This window comes from Klebsiella sp. EMBS2024 (genome assembly GCF_036233805.1).
Lineage (GTDB): Bacteria > Pseudomonadota > Gammaproteobacteria > Enterobacterales > Enterobacteriaceae > Klebsiella > Klebsiella pneumoniae.
In genome coordinates this window covers 4,003,487-4,019,935 of the sequence record NZ_JAZARW010000001.1, presented here as the reverse complement: position 1 = coordinate 4,019,935, position 16,449 = coordinate 4,003,487, and the positions used below count along the sequence as shown (strand labels likewise).

Below are 16,449 nucleotides of genomic sequence, written 5' to 3'. Positions count from 1 at the left end.
ATACGAGCTGCCCCTGGTCTTTACTGACACGAGAATACGCATAGCCTATGAAGCCAATTTTTAGCCGTGGCCCCTCGCTACAGATTCGCCTTATTCTGGCGGTGCTGGTGGCGCTTGGCGTGATTATCGCCGACAGCCGCCTGGGTACGTTCAGTCAAATCAGAACGTACATGGATACAGCCGTCAGCCCTTTCTACTTTGTCTCTAATGGTCCCCGGGAACTGCTCGACAGCGTATCGCAGACGCTAGCTACCCGCGACCAGCTCGAACTGGAAAACCGTGCGCTGCGCCAGGAGCTGTTGCTGAAAAACAGCGATCTGCTGATGCTGGGCCAGTACAAGCAGGAGAACGCGCGCCTGCGTGAACTGCTTGGCTCGCCACTGCGCCAGGACGAGCAAAAAATGGTGACGCAGGTCATCTCAACGGTCAACGACCCTTACAGCGATCAGGTGGTTATTGACAAAGGCAGCGTGAACGGCGTCTATGAAGGCCAGCCGGTTATCAGCGATAAAGGCGTCGTGGGGCAGGTCGTGGCCGTGGCGAAAATGACCAGCCGGGTGCTGCTGATCTGCGATGCCACTCATGCGCTGCCGATCCAGGTTCTGCGTAACGACATTCGCGTCATTGCCGCCGGTAACGGCTGCACGGACGATCTCCAGCTTGAGCATCTGCCGGCAAATACCGATATTCGCGTCGGCGACGTGCTGGTGACCTCCGGTCTCGGCGGTCGTTTCCCTGAAGGGTATCCGGTCGGGGTAGTCTCCTCGGTGAAACTGGACACCCAGCGCGCCTATACCGTGATTCAGGCGCGTCCGACGGCCGGGCTGCAGCGCTTGCGCTATCTGTTGCTGCTGTGGGGCGCCGATCGTAATGGCGCTAACCCGATGACCCCGGAAGAGGTTCATCGGGTGGCTAACGAACGTCTGATGCAGATGATGCCGCAGGTACTGCCTGCGCCGGATGCGATGGGGCCGCAGATGCCGGCGCCCGCCACCGGGTTGACGCCGCCTCAGCCGTCGCAGCCTGCAGGGGGGCAATAGTGGCAAGTTACCGTAGCCAGGGACGCTGGGTTATCTGGCTCTCGTTTCTTATCGCGCTATTGCTGCAAATTATGCCCTGGCCGGCGGACATCAGCGTTTTCCGGCCCAACTGGGTATTATTGATCCTGCTGTACTGGATCCTCGCGTTGCCGCACCGGGTAAACGTGGGGACGGGTTTCGTGATGGGGGCTATTCTTGATCTCATCAGCGGTTCAACGCTCGGCGTTCGCGCGCTGTCTTTAAGCATCGTCGCCTATCTGGTCGCGCTGAAGTATCAGCTGTTCCGTAACCTGGCGCTGTGGCAACAGGCGCTGGTGGTAATGCTGTTATCCCTGGCCGTGGATATCATTGTTTTCTGGGCAGAGTTTTTAGTGATCAACGTCTCTTTCCGTCCGGAAGTATTCTGGAGTAGTGTAGTAAACGGCATCCTCTGGCCATGGCTCTTCCTGCTGATGCGTAAAGTGCGTCAGCAATTTGCAGTGCAATAAGGTTGATATGACAACTCTGTATCTCGCTTCTGGTTCCCCGCGTCGGCAGGAACTGCTGACTCAGCTTGGTCTCGCTTTCGAGCGTCTGGTTCCTGGTATTGAGGAGCAGCGCCAGCCGCAGGAGAGCGCCCAGCACTATGTCGTCCGCCTGGCGCGCGAAAAAGCGCAGGCCGGGGTGGCGATGGCCACCCGCGATTTGCCGGTGCTGGGAGCGGATACGATTGTCATTTTGAACGGCGAAGTGCTGGAAAAACCGCGCGACGCCGAACACGCTGCAGCGATGCTGCGTTTGCTTTCCGGCCACACCCATCAGGTCATGACCGCGGTGGCGCTGGCGGATAAGCAGCAAACGCTGGACTGTCTGGTGGTCACGGAAGTGACCTTCCGGCGGCTCAGCGAGCAGGATATCGCCGATTATGTGGCCAGCGGCGAGCCTTTAGATAAAGCAGGTGCATACGGTATTCAAGGGTTGGGTGGTTGCTTCGTCAGGAAGATTAATGGCAGCTATCACGCCGTAGTCGGCTTACCGCTGGTGGAAACGTATGAGTTGCTCAGTAACTTTAACTCACTGCGTAAAGGAAAGGGATAAAGATGACGGCTGAATTATTAGTTAACGTAACGCCATCCGAAACGCGCGTTGCGTATATTGATGGCGGTATTCTGCAGGAAATCCATATTGAGCGTGAAGCGCGACGCGGAATAGTAGGCAATATCTACAAAGGTCGTGTTAGCCGAGTGCTGCCGGGAATGCAGGCGGCTTTTGTAGATATTGGTCTGGATAAGGCGGCGTTCCTTCACGCCTCCGATATCATGCCGCATACCGAGTGCGTCGCCGGTGAGGAGCAAAAGCAGTTTACCGTGCGCGATATTTCGGAGCTGGTGCGCCAGGGCCAGGACCTGATGGTCCAGGTGGTTAAAGATCCGCTGGGTACCAAAGGCGCGCGTCTGACCACCGATATTACCCTGCCTTCCCGCTATCTGGTCTTTATGCCAGGCGCCTCCCACGTGGGGGTCTCTCAGCGGATTGAAAGCGAAGCCGAGCGCGAGCGCCTAAAAAAGGTCGTCGCAGAATATTGCGATGAGCAGGGCGGGTTTATCATTCGCACCGCTGCGGAAGGCGTTCACGAGCAGGAGATGGCCGCCGATGCCGCTTATCTTAAGCGCGTATGGACCAAGGTGATGGAGCGCAAAAAGCGCAACCAGACCCGCTATCAGCTGTATGGCGAGCTGGCTCTGGCCCAGCGCGTGCTGCGTGATTTTGCCGATGCGCAACTGGATCGCATTCGCGTCGACTCGCGCCTGACCTATGAGGCGTTGCTCGAATTCACCGCCGAATATATCCCGGAAATGACCAGCAAGCTGGAACACTACAGCGGCCGTCAGCCGATATTCGATCTCTTTGACGTTGAGAACGAAATTCAGCGCGCGCTGGAGCGTAAAGTCGAGCTCAAATCGGGGGGCTATCTGATCATCGACCAGACCGAGGCGATGACCACCATCGATATCAACACCGGGGCCTTTGTCGGGCACCGCAATCTTGACGATACGATCTTCAATACCAACATCGAAGCCACCCAGGCGATAGCCCGCCAGCTACGTTTGCGTAATCTCGGCGGCATTATCATCATTGATTTCATAGACATGAACAATGAAGATCACCGTCGACGGGTGTTGCACTCTTTAGAGCAGGCGCTGAGTAAAGATCGGGTGAAGACGAGCATTAACGGCTTCTCCCANCTGGGCCTGGTGGAGATGACCCGTAAACGCACCCGTGAAAGCGTGGAGCATGTGCTGTGCAACGAGTGCCCAACCTGCCACGGACGTGGAACGGTAAAGTCGGTGGAAACGGTGTGCTATGAGATTATGCGTGAGATCGTCCGCGTACATCATGCTTATGATTCCGATCGCTTCCTGGTCTATGCTTCCCCTGCGGTGGCGGAAACCCTGAAAGGGGAAGAGTCGCATGCGCTGGCGGAAGTGGAAATCTTTGTCGGCAAGCAGGTGAAGGTACAAATTGAGCCGCTCTATAATCAAGAGCAGTTCGATGTGGTTATGATGTAAGACACCGCGTCATTGTGCGGCTGACAAGGAGAGAGGCGTGAGGCGACTGCCCGGGATTTTATTGCTCACCGTGGCAACATTGATTGTTATCGTCGCGCTGCTGGTGAGTGGCTTGCGTCTCGTGTTGCCACAGCTCGACGCCTGGCGTCCGCAGCTGCTGGAGAAGATCTCCACCCTCACCGGTACGCCGGTGGACGCCTCGCAGATCACCGCCAGCTGGCAGACTTTTGGTCCGACGTTAGACGCCCGCGATATCCATGTCGGGCTGAAAGATGGCGGCACAATGGCGGTCAAGCGCGTAACCCTGGCGCTGGATGTCTGGCAGAGCCTGCTGCATATGCGCTGGCAGTTCCGCGACCTCACCTTCTGGCAGCTGCAGGTCCATACCAATACCCCTATTCAGACCAATGACGGTGGCGAAAGCCTGAAAACCGACCGCATCAGCGATCTCTTTTTACGTCAGTTCGATCACTTTACTCTGCGCGACAGCCATCTGAGCTTCCTGACTCTTTCCGGTCAGCGGGCGGAGCTGGCGGTTCCGCAGCTGACATGGCTTAACGGCAGGAACCGTCATCGCGCCGAGGGGCAGCTCAGCCTCTCCAGCCTCACCGGCCAGCATGGCGTCATGCAGGTGCGGATGGATCTTCGCGATGAGGATGGCCTGCTGAATAAAGGCCGGGTCTGGCTGCAGGCGGATGATATCGACGTCAAACCGTGGCTGGGACGCTGGATGCAGGACAATATCGCCCTGAAAAGCGCCCGCTTCAGCCTCGAAGGCTGGATGACCATTGAAAAAGGTGATGTGGCCAGCGGCGACGTATGGCTGAAAAAAGGGGGCGCCAGCTGGCAGGGCGATAACGAAGTCCATCATTTGTCGGTGGATAACCTGACGGCGCATCTCTCCCATGATAAGCAAAGCTGGGCCTTTTATATTCCCGATACGCGGATCGCTATCGATGATAAACCCTGGCCAAGCGGAGCCCTGGCGATGGCGTGGATCCCGGCGCAGGACGTTGGTGGCGACGATCGTCAGCGTAGCGATGAGTTACGTATTCGCGCCAGCAATTTGGCCCTCAGCGGCCTGAGCGGGTTACAGCCGTTTGCTGATAAGCTGGCGCCTTCTCTGGGCGAACTCTGGCGAACCACGCAGCCTGGCGGCAAAATCAATTTGCTGGCTCTAGATATCCCCCTGCAGGCGACGGAGAAAACGCGTTTTCAGGCGCAGTGGAGCGATCTGGCGTGGAAGCAGTGGAAACTCCTGCCGGGGGCAGAGCACTTCTCCGGCAGTCTGAATGGCAGCGTTGAGCACGGGGAATTACGCGCTCATATGGCGAAGGCGCTGATGCCGTATGCCGGCGTCTTCCGCGCGCCGCTGGAGATAGCCGCTGGCGAAGCCACGCTCAGTTGGGTGAAAAACGACAAAGGGTTTATGCTTGATGGCCGCGATATAGACGTGCAGGCGACAGGCGTACGCGCCCGCGGCGGCTTCCGCTATCTGCAACCGCAGGGGGACGATCCCTGGCTGGGTATTCTGGCGGGCATCAGCACCAATGACGGTGGCCAGGCATGGCGTTATTTCCCGGAAAATCTGATGGGCAAAGCGCTGGTGGACTATCTCAGCGGCGCGATTAAAGCAGGGCAAGCCAGCGATGCGACGCTGGTGTATGGCGGCAATCCGCATCTATTCCCTTATCCGCATAATGAAGGCCAGTTCCAGGTTTATGTTCCGCTGAAGAACGCCACTTTTGCCTTCCAACCGGACTGGCCGGCGTTAACCGGGCTGAACATCGACCTCAATTTTATCAACAACGGCCTGTGGATGCGGGCGGATAAAGCGATGCTTGGCAACGTGACCGCCAGCAATCTCGATGCCGCGATCCCGGACTATGCGCAGGAAAAACTGCTGATTGATGCCGATATCAAAGGCCCGGGCAAAGAGGTTGGACCTTACTTTAATACTACGCCGCTGAAAGAGTCGCTCGGGGCGGCGCTGGATTCCCTGCAGCTGGATGGGGATGTGAGCGCTCGCTTACATCTGAATATCCCCCTCGACGGCGAGATGACCACCGCGAAAGGCGATGTGCGCCTGCAGAATAATAGCCTGTTTATCAAACCGTTAGATACTACGCTGCAGAACCTGAGCGGTAATTTCAGCTTTGTGAATGGCGATCTCAATAGTCAAACGTTGAGCGCGACCTGGTTTAATCAGCCGTTGAACCTCAATTTTTCCACCCGCGAAGGTGAAAAAGCGTTTCTGGTGGATGTCGGGATGAATGCCAACTGGCAGCCGTCGCGCACCGGGCTGCTGCCGAAAGCCGTGAGTGAGGCGTTGAGCGGTAGCGTCCCGTGGGATGGCAAGGTCGCTATCGAACTGCCGTACCATGGCAATGCCAGCTATAAGGTCGATATCAACGGCGATCTGAAGAATGTGAGCAGTCGCTTACCTTCGCCAGTCAGTAAGCCCGCCGGCGAACCCCTTCCGGTCAAAATTAACGTCGCCGGCGGCCTGAGCAGCTTCGACCTGACCGGCTCCATCGGGGCGAAGAATCATATTAACAGCCGCTGGTTGCTCAATCATAAGCTGACGCTGGATAGAGCGATCCTTACCACTGACAGCAAAGGGTACTCTCCGCTGCCCGATCAGTCCGGTATCGAGCTCAATCTGCCGCCGATGGATGGCGCGCAGTGGCTGGCGCTCTTCGAGAACGGCGCGGCAAATGAAGTGAGCAGCAGCGTGCTCTTTCCACCGCGCATTGTGCTGCGTACGCCGTCGCTGGCCCTCGCGGGTCAACAGTGGAACAACGTCAGTCTGATGTCCCAGCCGGTCGCCGGCGGCTCGCAGGTTGAGGCGCAGGGGCGTGAGATCAATGCCACATTGACGATGCGCGACAATGCTCCGTGGCTGGCAAATGTGCGTTATCTCTATTTCAATCCGGCCAGCGCCAGCGGCCAGAACGCAACAAAGAATGTGGCCCCCCAGACGGCGACCCGGCTGGATTTCCATGGCTGGCCCGATCTGCAGCTACGCTGTGCGGAATGCTGGCTGTGGGGACAAAAATATGGTCGCATCGATGGGGATGTGGCGATCAAAGGGGATACCTTAACGCTCTCCAACGGCCTGGTGGATACCGGGTTTGGCCGGCTGACGACCAACGGCGTGTGGGTGAACTCCCCTTCAGGGGTTCGAACCTCGCTGAAAGGCAGACTGCACGGCAATAAGACGGATGCATTTGCGGATTTCTTTGGCGTCTCCACGCCGGTGAAGGATTCGCCGTTTGATATCGACTACGATCTGCACTGGCGCGCGCCGCCCTGGTCACCCGATGTCGCGTCGCTCAATGGCATCATTAAAAGCCACCTGGGCAAGGGGCAGTTTACCGACCTGAGTACCGGGCACGCTGGCCAGCTGCTGCGTCTGCTGAGTGTGGATGCCCTGCTGCGTAAACTGCGTTTCGATTTCAGCGATACCTTCAGCGAAGGCTTTTACTTCGATTCGATTAACAGTACGGCATGGATTAAGGATGGCGTACTGCATACCGATGATACGCTGGTGGATGGCCTTGAAGCGGATATTGCTATGAAAGGGTCGGTCGATCTGGTGCGTCGCCAGCTGGATCTGCAGGCGGTGGTGGCGCCGGAGATCTCCGCGACCGTCGGCGTGGCGGCGGCCTTTGCCGTCAACCCCATCGTCGGCGCGGCGGTATTTGCCGCCAGCAAAGTGCTGGGTCCGCTGTGGAATAAAGTTTCGATTCTGCGCTACCGCATCACCGGCCCGATTGACCAGCCGCAGATCAATGAAGTGCTGCGCCAGGCGCGCAGCAATAAAAAGCAATGATTTGACGATTGCCAGGAATTGCCGCAATCTCAATAGATAGCCTTCTGTATTTCCGCCTGTCAGGCGGCAACAAACGAGTAGCATAACGATGAGTCTGAACCTGGTAAGTGAACAATTACTGTCGGCAAATGGCCTGAATCATCAGGACCTGTTTGCCATTCTTGGTCAACTGACCGAGCGCCGCCTCGATTACGGCGATCTCTATTTTCAGTCGAGCTATCACGAATCCTGGGTTCTGGAAGACAGCATCATTAAAGATGGGTCGTACAATATCGACCAGGGCGTAGGCGTGCGCGCCGTCAGCGGCGAAAAAACGGGCTTTGCCTACGCCGATCAGATCAGCAAACTGGCGCTGGAGCAGAGCGCCCAGGCGGCGCGGACCATTGTGCGCGACACCGGCAATGGCAAAGTGCAGACCCTCGGCGCCGTAGAGCATCGTGCCCTGTACACCAGCATCGACCCGCTGCAGAGTATGACCCGGGAAGAGAAGCTGGATATTCTGCGCCGGGTAGACAAAGTCGCCCGGGCGGCGGACCAGCGGGTGCAGGAGGTTTCAGCCAGCCTGAGCGGGGTGTATGAGCTGATCCTGGTCGCCGCCACCGATGGCACTCTGGCCGCCGACGTTCGTCCGCTGGTTCGTCTTTCCGTCAGCGTGCTGGTGGAAGAGGATGGCAAGCGTGAGCGCGGCAGTAGCGGCGGTGGCGGGCGTTTTGGTTATGACTATTTCCTCGCCTCCCAGGAGGGCGACGTGCGGGCCGATGCCTGGGCGAAAGAAGCGGTGCGCATGGCGCTGGTCAACCTCTCGGCGGTCGCCGCCCCTGCGGGGATGCTGCCGGTGGTGCTCGGCGCCGGCTGGCCTGGCGTCCTGCTGCATGAAGCGGTCGGCCATGGGCTGGAAGGCGATTTCAACCGGCGTGGCACCTCGGTCTTTAGCGGCCATATGGGGGAATTAGTCGCCTCTGAGCTGTGCACCGTAGTGGATGACGGCACCATCGCCGATCGCCGTGGCTCGGTGGCCATTGATGACGAAGGGACGCCGGGGCAATACAACGTGCTAATCGAAAACGGCATTCTGAAAGGCTATATGCAGGATAAACTCAACGCGCGCCTGATGGGCGTCGCACCGACCGGCAATGGCCGACGTGAGTCGTATGCCCATCTGCCGATGCCGCGTATGACCAACACCTATATGCTGGCGGGCCAGTCGACGCCACAGGAGATTATCGAATCGGTCGACTACGGTATCTTTGCGCCTAACTTCGGCGGCGGGCAGGTGGATATCACCTCCGGTAAATTCGTCTTTTCCACTTCCGAGGCCTATCTGATCGAAAAAGGGAAGGTCACGAAGGCGGTGAAAGGGGCCACGCTGATTGGCTCCGGCATTGAGACCATGCAGCAGATTTCGATGGTGGGCAACGACCTGCGCCTGGATAACGGCGTCGGCGTCTGTGGCAAAGAGGGCCAGAGCGTGCCGGTGGGCGTCGGCCAGCCGACCCTGAAGGTCGATAACCTTACCGTCGGCGGCACCGCCTGATCCTGACCTGGTTCCCGGCGCTGCCGGGAACCGCTTCACCGGGCGATCCCGCGCCCGTGCATGCCCTGATAGATCTTCGCCACGTCGACAAAATACTCCGTCAGATAGTTGATACAGACCTGCACTTTCAGCGGCAGTTTATCCTTTTCCGTATACAGGGCGTAGACCGGTCGCGGATCGGACTGATAGCTGGGCAGCAGGATCTCAAGCTCACCGCGGTTGATCTCTTCGATCGCCCACATTAAGGGTACATAGGCGATACCCACCCCGGCGGTCAGCCAGCGCACCAGCGTCATAGGGTCGTTGGTCACGAAGCGCCCCTGCGGGGTCAGGCGGGTCGAGATCCCTTCCGGCGCGATAATGACAAACTCATTGTCCGGCCGCACGCTATATTCCAGCCAGGCATGTCCGGCAAGGTCGGCCGGTTTCTCTGGATTGCCAGCCTGCGCCAGATAGCTTTTAGCGGCGCATAATACCATCGGCATTGAGCCCAGGCGGCGGGAAAAAAGGCTGGAATCCTGCAGGGCGCCCACGCGGATCACCACGTCAAGGCCGTCGGCGATCAGGTCTGGCGCAGGTATGCCGGTGACCAGATTAACAGAGAGCCCGGGGTATTCTTTGAGCATTTTCGCCGTTATGCGCGCCAGAACATTCTGTGCCATAGTTGAAGAGCAGCCGATGCGCAGCGTCCCGATGGGGGTATTGTTAAATGCGTATAATTGCTCATGGACATCCTGCGCTTCAAACAGCATCCTACGGCAGCCCTGGTAATAGATTTTACCTGCTTCAGTTAAGCCAAGGCTGCGGGTGCTGCGGTTGAGCAGCTTTACCTGCAGTTCATCTTCCAGTTTGGCGACGGTCTGACTGATCGAGGAAACGCTCATCTGAAGCTGGCGGGCCGCTGCGGTGAATGAACCTAATTCGACCACTTTGGCGAAAACGGACATGCGTTTTAATCGTTCCATTATTCACTCTGGCTTAAAAGTGATTTAGATCACACATTGTAGATAATGCGGCAATCGTTACGTTAATATATTGTTAGCTACATAATAAACGCATCTGCTCACTACCTGTACGCTTCTTATTCAAGGTCATCATGAGTCTGTTTCCTGTCATCGTGATTTTCGGCTTATCGTTTCCGCCGATCTTCTTCGAGTTGCTTTTGTCGCTGGCTATCTTTTGGCTGGTGCACCGACTGCTGGTTCCGACCGGCATTTACGATTTTGTCTGGCACCCAGCACTGTTTAATACGGCGCTCTATTGCTGCCTTTTTTATTTGATATCGCGCTTGTTCGTTTGAGGTTGATGTGAAAACACTAACAAGAAATATCCTCCGTACTGCCATTACCGTGATACTGGTCATTCTGGCCTTCGTGGCGATTTTCCGCGCCTGGGTTTATTACACCGCCTCGCCGTGGACGCGTGATGCGCGCTTTAGCGCCGACATTGTGGCGATTGCCCCCGACGTCTCCGGGCTGATTTCTCAGGTAAACGTCAAGGATAACCAACTGGTTAAGAAAGACCAGGTATTGTTCGTTATTGACCAACCTCGTTACCAAAAAGCGCTGGCGCAGGCGGAAGCTGATGTCGCCTATTATCAGACGTTAGCTCAGGAAAAACGTGTCGAAGCCGGTCGGCGTAATAAGCTTGGCGTACAGGCGATGTCGCGGGAAGAGATTGATCAGGCGAACAACGTACTGCAAACCGTTGAACATCAGCTGGCGAAAGCGGTCGCTAGTCGCGACCTGGCCAGGCTAGATCTGGAGCGGACGGTCATTCGCGCCCCTGCGGATGGCTGGGTGACTAACCTTAACGTCTACACTGGGGAATTTATCACCCGTGGCTCCACGGCGGTGGCGCTGGTGAAAGAGAATACGTTTTACGTCATGGCCTATCTGGAAGAGACCAAACTGGAGGGCGTCCGTCCAGGCTATCGTGCGGAGATTACCCCGCTGGGCAGCAGCAAAACCATTAAAGGGACGGTGGACAGTATCGCTGCGGGGGTGACCAACGCCAGCAGCAGCAGCGACTCGAAAGGGATGGCCTCGGTCGACTCCAACCTTGAGTGGGTGCGTCTGGCGCAGCGTGTGCCGGTGCGTATTCGCCTCGATCACCAGCAGGGGAATCTGTGGCCATCGGGCACCACGGCGACGGTAGTGATCACCGGTCAAGAAGATCGTGATACCAGCCAGGCCAACTTCTTCCAGAAACTGGCTATGCGCCTGCGCGAATTTGGTTAATCGCTATGGGGACATATACCATTGCTCCCCGGCATCTCCGCTTTGCCATTAAGCTTGCATGCGCGGTGGTGCTGGCGCTGTTTGTCGGTTTCCATTTTCAGCTCGAAACGCCGCGCTGGGCGGTACTGACGGCAGCGATCGTCGCCGCCGGGCCGGCCTTTGCTGCTGGCGGCGAACCGTACTCCGGCGCGATCCGCTATCGCGGTATGTTGCGTATTGCCGGGACCTTTATTGGCTGTATTGCGGCGCTGGTTATCATCATCCTGATGATCCGCGCGCCTCTGCTGATGATGCTGGTCTGCTGTCTGTGGGCCGGGTTTTGTACCTGGGTTTCGTCGCTGGTCAAGGTCGAAAACTCCTATGCCTGGGGGCTGGCCGGGTACACCGCGCTGATTATCATTATTACCATCCATACCAATCCGATGCTGGCGCCGCAGTTTGCTGTCGAACGCTGCAGCGAAATTGTCATCGGTATTGTCAGCGCCATCGTCGCCGATCTCCTGTTTTCGCCGCGTTCGATTAAAAAAGAGATCGACCTCGAGCTCGATAATCTGCTGATTGCACAGTATAAGCTGATGCAGTTATGCGTCGCGCACGGTGAAAAAGAGGAAGTGGATCAAGCCTGGGGAGCGCTGGTACGCCGCACTACGGCGCTGGAAGGTATGCGTAGTAACCTGATTATGGAATCCTCACGCTGGGCAAAGGCGAATCAGCGCCTGAAGGCGATCAACACCCTTTCGCTAACCCTTATCACCCAGGCTTGCGAAACCTATCTGATTCAGAACTCACGCCCGGAAATGGTCACGGACGACTATCGCGAGCTGTTCGCCGAGCCGGTTGAGACGGTGCAGGATGTTCACCAGCAGCTGAAGCGCATGCGCCGCTTCCTGACCTGGAAAGGCGAGCATAATACCCCGGTCACGATTTATAGCTGGGTGGGCGCCGCCACGCGTTACCTGCTGCTTAAGCGCGGCGTGGTGGGGAATACTAAAATCAGCCGTATCGAGGATGGCGTGTTGCGCGGCGAAACGGTGGTTAAAGTGGAGTCCGCCGAACGTCATCACGCGATGGTGAACTTCTGGCGCACCTCTGTCTCCTGTATTCTCGGAACGCTATTCTGGCTGTGGACGGGCTGGACCTCAGGCAGCGGCGCGATGGTAATGATCGCCGTGGTTACCGCGCTGGCGATGCGCCTGCCAAACCCGCGTATGGTGGCGATAGACTTCCTCTATGGCACCCTGGCGGCGTTACCGTTGGGCACCTTGTACTTCCTGGTGATCATGCCGGCGACGCAGCAGAGCATGCTGTTGCTTTGCATCAGCCTGGCGGCGATGGCGTTCTTTATCGGGATCGAAGTGCAGAAAAGGCGTCTCGGATCGCTGGGGGCGCTGGCGAGCACCATCAACATTCTGGTGCTGGATAACCCGATGCAGTTCCAGTTCAGCCAGTTCCTCGATAGCGCGCTGGGGCAGATCGTCGGCTGTTTCCTCGCTCTGATGGTTATTCTCATTGTCAGGGATAACTCCCGGGCCAGAACCGGTCGGGTGCTGCTGAACCAGTTTGTCTCCGCGGCGGTCTCTTCGCTGACCACCAACTCGGCGCGTCGCAAAGAGAATCATCTGCCCGCGCTCTATCAGCAGCTGTTTTTATTACTCAATAAATTCCCAGGTGACGTCGCCCGTTTCCGTCTGGCCTTGACGTTAATCATCGCCCATCAGCGCTTGCGCGATGCGCCCGTGCCGGTGAACGGCGATCTCTCCGCCTTCCATCGTCAGCTGCGACGTACCGCGGACCATGTGATCTCCGCCGGCAGCGATGATAAGCGTCGGCGCTATTTTACCCAGCTGCTGGCGGAGCTTGATGTCTATCAGGAGAAGCTGCGGGTCTGGGAGGCCTCGCCGCAGGTCACCGAGCCGGTACGGCGACTGGTTGAGATGTTGCATAAGTACCAGCATGTGCTGACCAGCAGCTAACCCATAAACCGACGCCCAGGCGTCGGTTTTTTTATCGCTATACTTAACGGCGACAGAAAGAGAAGCGGGAGGGGCTGTCATGACCACCTATACGTTTGATTTTGACGAAATCGCCGAACAACAGGATTTCTACCGGGAGTTTTCCCGAACCTTCGAGCTGGCTCAGGATAAGGTCAACAACCTGGATTCGCTATGGGACGCAGTGACCGGTGGCCTGCTACCGCTGCCGCTGGATATTGAGTTCATCCATTTAAATGACAAGCAGCGCCGGCGCTTTGGCGCATTGATTTTATTGTTTGATGAAGCAGAGGAAGAGCTGGAGGGGGAGTTGCGTTTTAATGCCCGACAAGCATAAAAAAGCCCCCGGCAGGCGGGGGCAAGTCGTCGAAATAAGACGACGAGGGTTTATTTGTACAGCTCAGCGGTGGCGTGCCAGCTATCGCCGGTACGTGCTTCAATAATACGGTAGCTGCTGGCGCCTTCTTTCTCGGCTTTAGCCGCCAGTTCCTGACGCATGTCCATTGGCGCACTACCTACCTGGGATACGGAGATGGTGCCCATGGATTGCAGATTTTGGGCTTGCTCTGCGTTCACTTGCTGGACAGCCGCGCTGGCACCGAAAGAGAGAAGGGAAGCCAGGCCAAGGGATGCGATGATCATTGCGCGTTTCATAATCTTTACTCCAGTCTTTGTTTTGCCGCGGCGGGGCGATGTATGTCGCCGGGCCGCGGTAGAGAATTTTTGTCAGGTTAATCGTTGACGTCTAAAACTTATTTATACAGCTCAGCAGTGGCATGCCAGTGGTCGCCAGTGCGGGCTTCAATAATGCGGTAAGAAGAAGCCCCTTCTTCCTGCGCTNNNNGTTCAGCATTTCATGCATATCCATCGGGGAAGATGCTACCGCGCCGACGGAAACCGTGCCGATGGCCTCGCGGCCCTGGGCCTGCTCGCTGTTGATAATATCAGCGGCGAAAGCGCCAAACGACACGACGGACAGGATGCTGATAGCAGCTACAGTGGTTTTGATTTTCATGATGTTCACCTCGTCGAATCTTTTTGTTGGGGGTCTTTGTTTCGTGACCCTCATCACAAAACCAAGTATACACTAATCACCAAAAATATTAATACCATGCTAATTGTTTTGTGCGTTAATAGTTACAATAGATTGCGCTTTTTATAACGGATAAGAATTAAAAATGACACGTTAGCGACAGCGATAAGATTTATTTCTAATAAATTCATAAAGGTATACGAATTTGATCTTTTGTGCGTTTTACGATTTTCGCGTTAGTAAAAGAACGTATAGACGGCGTAAATGACACTAAGTGTTAAATAGTTGTTGTGCCAGAAGGGGGGAGAGGCAAAAGAAAAGGGAGTCGCCCTCTGACGGTAGCCAGAGGGGAATTACTCAGAGTTCCTGCTCAAACAGAACCAGAATGGCGTCGTGCAGATCTTTCACCGTAAAACCGCGCGCAGGCGTGGTAAAGATGGTGTCATCCCCGGCGATACTGCCAAGAATGCCTTCCGCTTTGCCCAGCGAGTCGAGAAGACGGGCGATCAGCTGCGCGGCGCCGGGGCTGGTATGAATCACCACTACGGCATCGTTATAGTCGATATCCAGCACCAAATTCTTCAGCGGGCTGGAGGTGGTCGGTACCCCAAGCTCGGCAGGCAAGCAATAGACCATTTCCATTTTGGCGTTACGGGTACGTACCGCGCCAAATTTGGTGAGCATGCGGGAAACCTTCGATTGGTTGATATTCTCGAAGCCCTCTTCCTGCAGCGCCTGGACGATCTCTCCCTGCGAGCTGAATTTCTCTTCTTTAAGCAGCGCTTTAAACGCTTTAACCAGTTCTTCTTGTTTTGCCGAACTTCGCATAAGTCACCCAGATTATGGTGGTAAAATCAACATCATTATGCATAACCATGAATTTTTATGCAAATAATCCGCGAAAGGATAGGTCAATAATGTTATGAAGGGGGCATATTTTAGCAAAAAAACCGTATAAGGAACATGTTCTCATCACAACGCTTAAAGCCATGTAAAAGTAAATGAAATGTTATTGAGTTGGTGTTGTTTTGCGCAACTGGCTGGGTGTATTGTAACCAATAGTCGATCCGGTACTTCGCTTTGCTGGATGGTCAGTCAGGAAGCATAAAGTGCGCCGCTGTTCTATTGCTACGCACAATAATGCATTCTTCAGCCATAATCATTGTAATTGTTCATCTTGTGAATTAAGGTCCAGGCGACGGAATAACGAAAGACTAAATTAACCATAATAAGGAGTTTAGGATGAAAGTTGCAGTCCTTGGCGCTGCCGGTGGTATCGGCCAGGCGCTTGCCCTACTACTTAAGACCCAACTGCCTTCAGGTTCAGAGCTCTCGTTGTACGACATCGCTCCGGTTACGCCGGGCGTGGCGGTAGATCTAAGTCATATCCCCACAGATGTAAAAATTAAAGGATTTTCCGGTGAAGACGCTACTCCGGCGCTGGAAGGCGCGGATGTAGTGCTGATCTCCGCGGGCGTGGCGCGTAAGCCCGGCATGGATCGTTCCGACCTGTTTAATGTGAATGCGGGTATCGTGAAGAACCTCGTGCAGCAGATTGCCAAAACCTGCCCGCAGGCCTGCATCGGCATTATCACCAACCCGGTGAATACCACCGTGGCTATCGCCGCCGAAGTACTGAAAAAAGCCGGCGTGTACGATAAAAACAAACTGTTCGGCGTTACCACGCTGGATATCATCCGTTCCAATACCTTTGTGGCGGAGCTGAAAGGTAAATCGGCAACCGAGGTGGAAGTCCCGGTCATTGGTGGTCACTCCGGGGTCACCATTCTGCCTTTACTGTCGCAGATCCCCGGCGTCAGCTTTAGCGATCAGGAAATTGCCGACCTGACTAAACGTATTCAGAACGCCGGTACTGAAGTCGTGGAAGCGAAAGCGGGCGGCGGGTCGGCGACCTTGTCGATGGGCCAGGCGGCTGCCCGTTTTGGTCTCTCTCTGGTTCGCGCCATGCAGGGGGAAAAAGGCGTGGTGGAGTGCGCCTACGTGGAAGGCGACGGCCACTATGCGCGTTTCTTCTCCCAGCCGCTGCTGCTGGGGAAAAACGGCGTGGAAGAGCGACAGTCTATCGGCAAACTCAGCGCCTTTGAACAGCAGGCGCTGGAGGGCATGCTGGACACCCTGAAGAAAGATATCGCGCTCGGCGAAGACTTCGTCAACAAGTAATCTCGCCCTAACAGAAGAGCCGGAACCGCTGTTCCGGCTTTTTATT

General features: G+C 56.2%; 14 protein-coding genes and 1 pseudogene. 11 read left to right on the top strand and 4 right to left on the bottom strand.

Going from position 1 to position 16,449, the window contains the following annotated elements; all coding sequences use genetic code 11:
* Positions 1-47 precede the first annotated feature (47 nt).
* The 6 genes from mreC (at position 48) to tldD (ending at position 8,958) form a co-directional block, all read left to right on the top strand.
* Entirely contained in the window at positions 48-1,040 is a 993-nt protein-coding gene (gene mreC / locus VZP09_RS18305) for a rod shape-determining protein MreC (RefSeq protein ID WP_004149974.1), read from the top strand.
* The gene (gene mreD / locus VZP09_RS18300; protein ID WP_002918648.1) at positions 1,040-1,528 is read left to right on the top strand and encodes a rod shape-determining protein MreD; all 489 of its coding nucleotides are present in this window, start codon (positions 1,040-1,042) and stop codon (positions 1,526-1,528) included. Before mreC ends, mreD begins: the two co-directional genes overlap by 1 nt.
* A gap of 7 nt (positions 1,529-1,535) precedes the next feature.
* Positions 1,536-2,117: a Maf family protein gene (locus VZP09_RS18295; RefSeq protein ID WP_002918646.1), complete on the top strand. Its 582-nt coding sequence runs from the start codon at positions 1,536-1,538 to the stop codon at positions 2,115-2,117.
* Positions 2,118-2,119: 2 nt separating this feature from the next.
* On the top strand, positions 2,120-3,589 hold the full coding sequence (gene rng / locus VZP09_RS18290) for a ribonuclease G (RefSeq protein WP_328795329.1): 1,470 nt from the start codon (positions 2,120-2,122) through the stop codon (positions 3,587-3,589).
* 37 nt (positions 3,590-3,626) lie between these two features.
* A complete protein-coding gene (yhdP, locus tag VZP09_RS18285; protein ID WP_032437311.1) occupies positions 3,627-7,424 on the top strand; it encodes an AsmA2 domain-containing protein YhdP in 3,798 nt (1,265 codons plus the stop codon).
* Positions 7,425-7,512: 88 nt separating this feature from the next.
* Entirely contained in the window at positions 7,513-8,958 is a 1,446-nt protein-coding gene (gene tldD, locus VZP09_RS18280; protein WP_004144958.1) for a metalloprotease TldD, read from the top strand.
* A gap of 35 nt (positions 8,959-8,993) precedes the next feature.
* On the opposite strand, the gene aaeR is transcribed toward tldD, so the two are convergent.
* The gene (gene aaeR / locus VZP09_RS18275) at positions 8,994-9,923 is read right to left on the bottom strand and encodes an HTH-type transcriptional activator AaeR (protein ID WP_002918641.1); all 930 of its coding nucleotides are present in this window, start codon (positions 9,921-9,923) and stop codon (positions 8,994-8,996) included.
* A gap of 131 nt (positions 9,924-10,054) precedes the next feature.
* Between aaeR and aaeX the strand changes: the two genes are divergently transcribed.
* From aaeX to VZP09_RS18255, 4 genes are all read left to right on the top strand, one after another.
* Entirely contained in the window at positions 10,055-10,258 is a 204-nt protein-coding gene (gene aaeX, locus VZP09_RS18270) for a p-hydroxybenzoic acid efflux pump operon protein AaeX (protein ID WP_002918640.1), read from the top strand.
* A gap of 7 nt (positions 10,259-10,265) precedes the next feature.
* Positions 10,266-11,198, top strand: coding sequence for a p-hydroxybenzoic acid efflux pump subunit AaeA (gene aaeA / locus VZP09_RS18265; protein ID WP_002918639.1), 933 nt, complete (start codon positions 10,266-10,268; stop codon positions 11,196-11,198).
* A 5-nt stretch (positions 11,199-11,203) separates the two neighbouring features.
* Positions 11,204-13,171 (top strand): p-hydroxybenzoic acid efflux pump subunit AaeB, encoded by a 1,968-nt coding sequence (gene aaeB / locus VZP09_RS18260; protein WP_328795328.1) that lies wholly within the window; start codon positions 11,204-11,206, stop codon positions 13,169-13,171.
* A 79-nt stretch (positions 13,172-13,250) separates the two neighbouring features.
* Positions 13,251-13,526 (top strand): barstar family protein, encoded by a 276-nt coding sequence (locus tag VZP09_RS18255; protein WP_002918629.1) that lies wholly within the window; start codon positions 13,251-13,253, stop codon positions 13,524-13,526.
* Positions 13,527-13,576: 50 nt separating this feature from the next.
* Here the strand turns inward: VZP09_RS18255 and yhcN-B are convergent, their stop codons facing one another.
* The 3 genes and pseudogenes from yhcN-B to argR form a co-directional block, all read right to left on the bottom strand.
* A complete protein-coding gene (gene yhcN-B / locus VZP09_RS18250; protein WP_002918627.1) occupies positions 13,577-13,843 on the bottom strand; it encodes a DUF1471 family stress response protein YhcN-B in 267 nt (88 codons plus the stop codon).
* 98 nt (positions 13,844-13,941) lie between these two features.
* Positions 13,942-14,204, bottom strand: a pseudogene (yhcN, locus tag VZP09_RS18245) (peroxide/acid stress response protein YhcN).
* 375 nt (positions 14,205-14,579) lie between these two features.
* Positions 14,580-15,050, bottom strand: a complete 471-nt coding sequence (gene argR / locus VZP09_RS18240) for a transcriptional regulator ArgR (protein WP_002918625.1) — start codon at positions 15,048-15,050, stop codon at positions 14,580-14,582.
* Between the two features lie 414 nt (positions 15,051-15,464).
* Here argR and mdh point away from each other — a divergent pair, with 414 nt between their 5' ends.
* The gene (gene mdh / locus VZP09_RS18235; protein ID WP_002918570.1) at positions 15,465-16,403 is read left to right on the top strand and encodes a malate dehydrogenase; all 939 of its coding nucleotides are present in this window, start codon (positions 15,465-15,467) and stop codon (positions 16,401-16,403) included.
* Positions 16,404-16,449 lie beyond the last annotated feature (46 nt).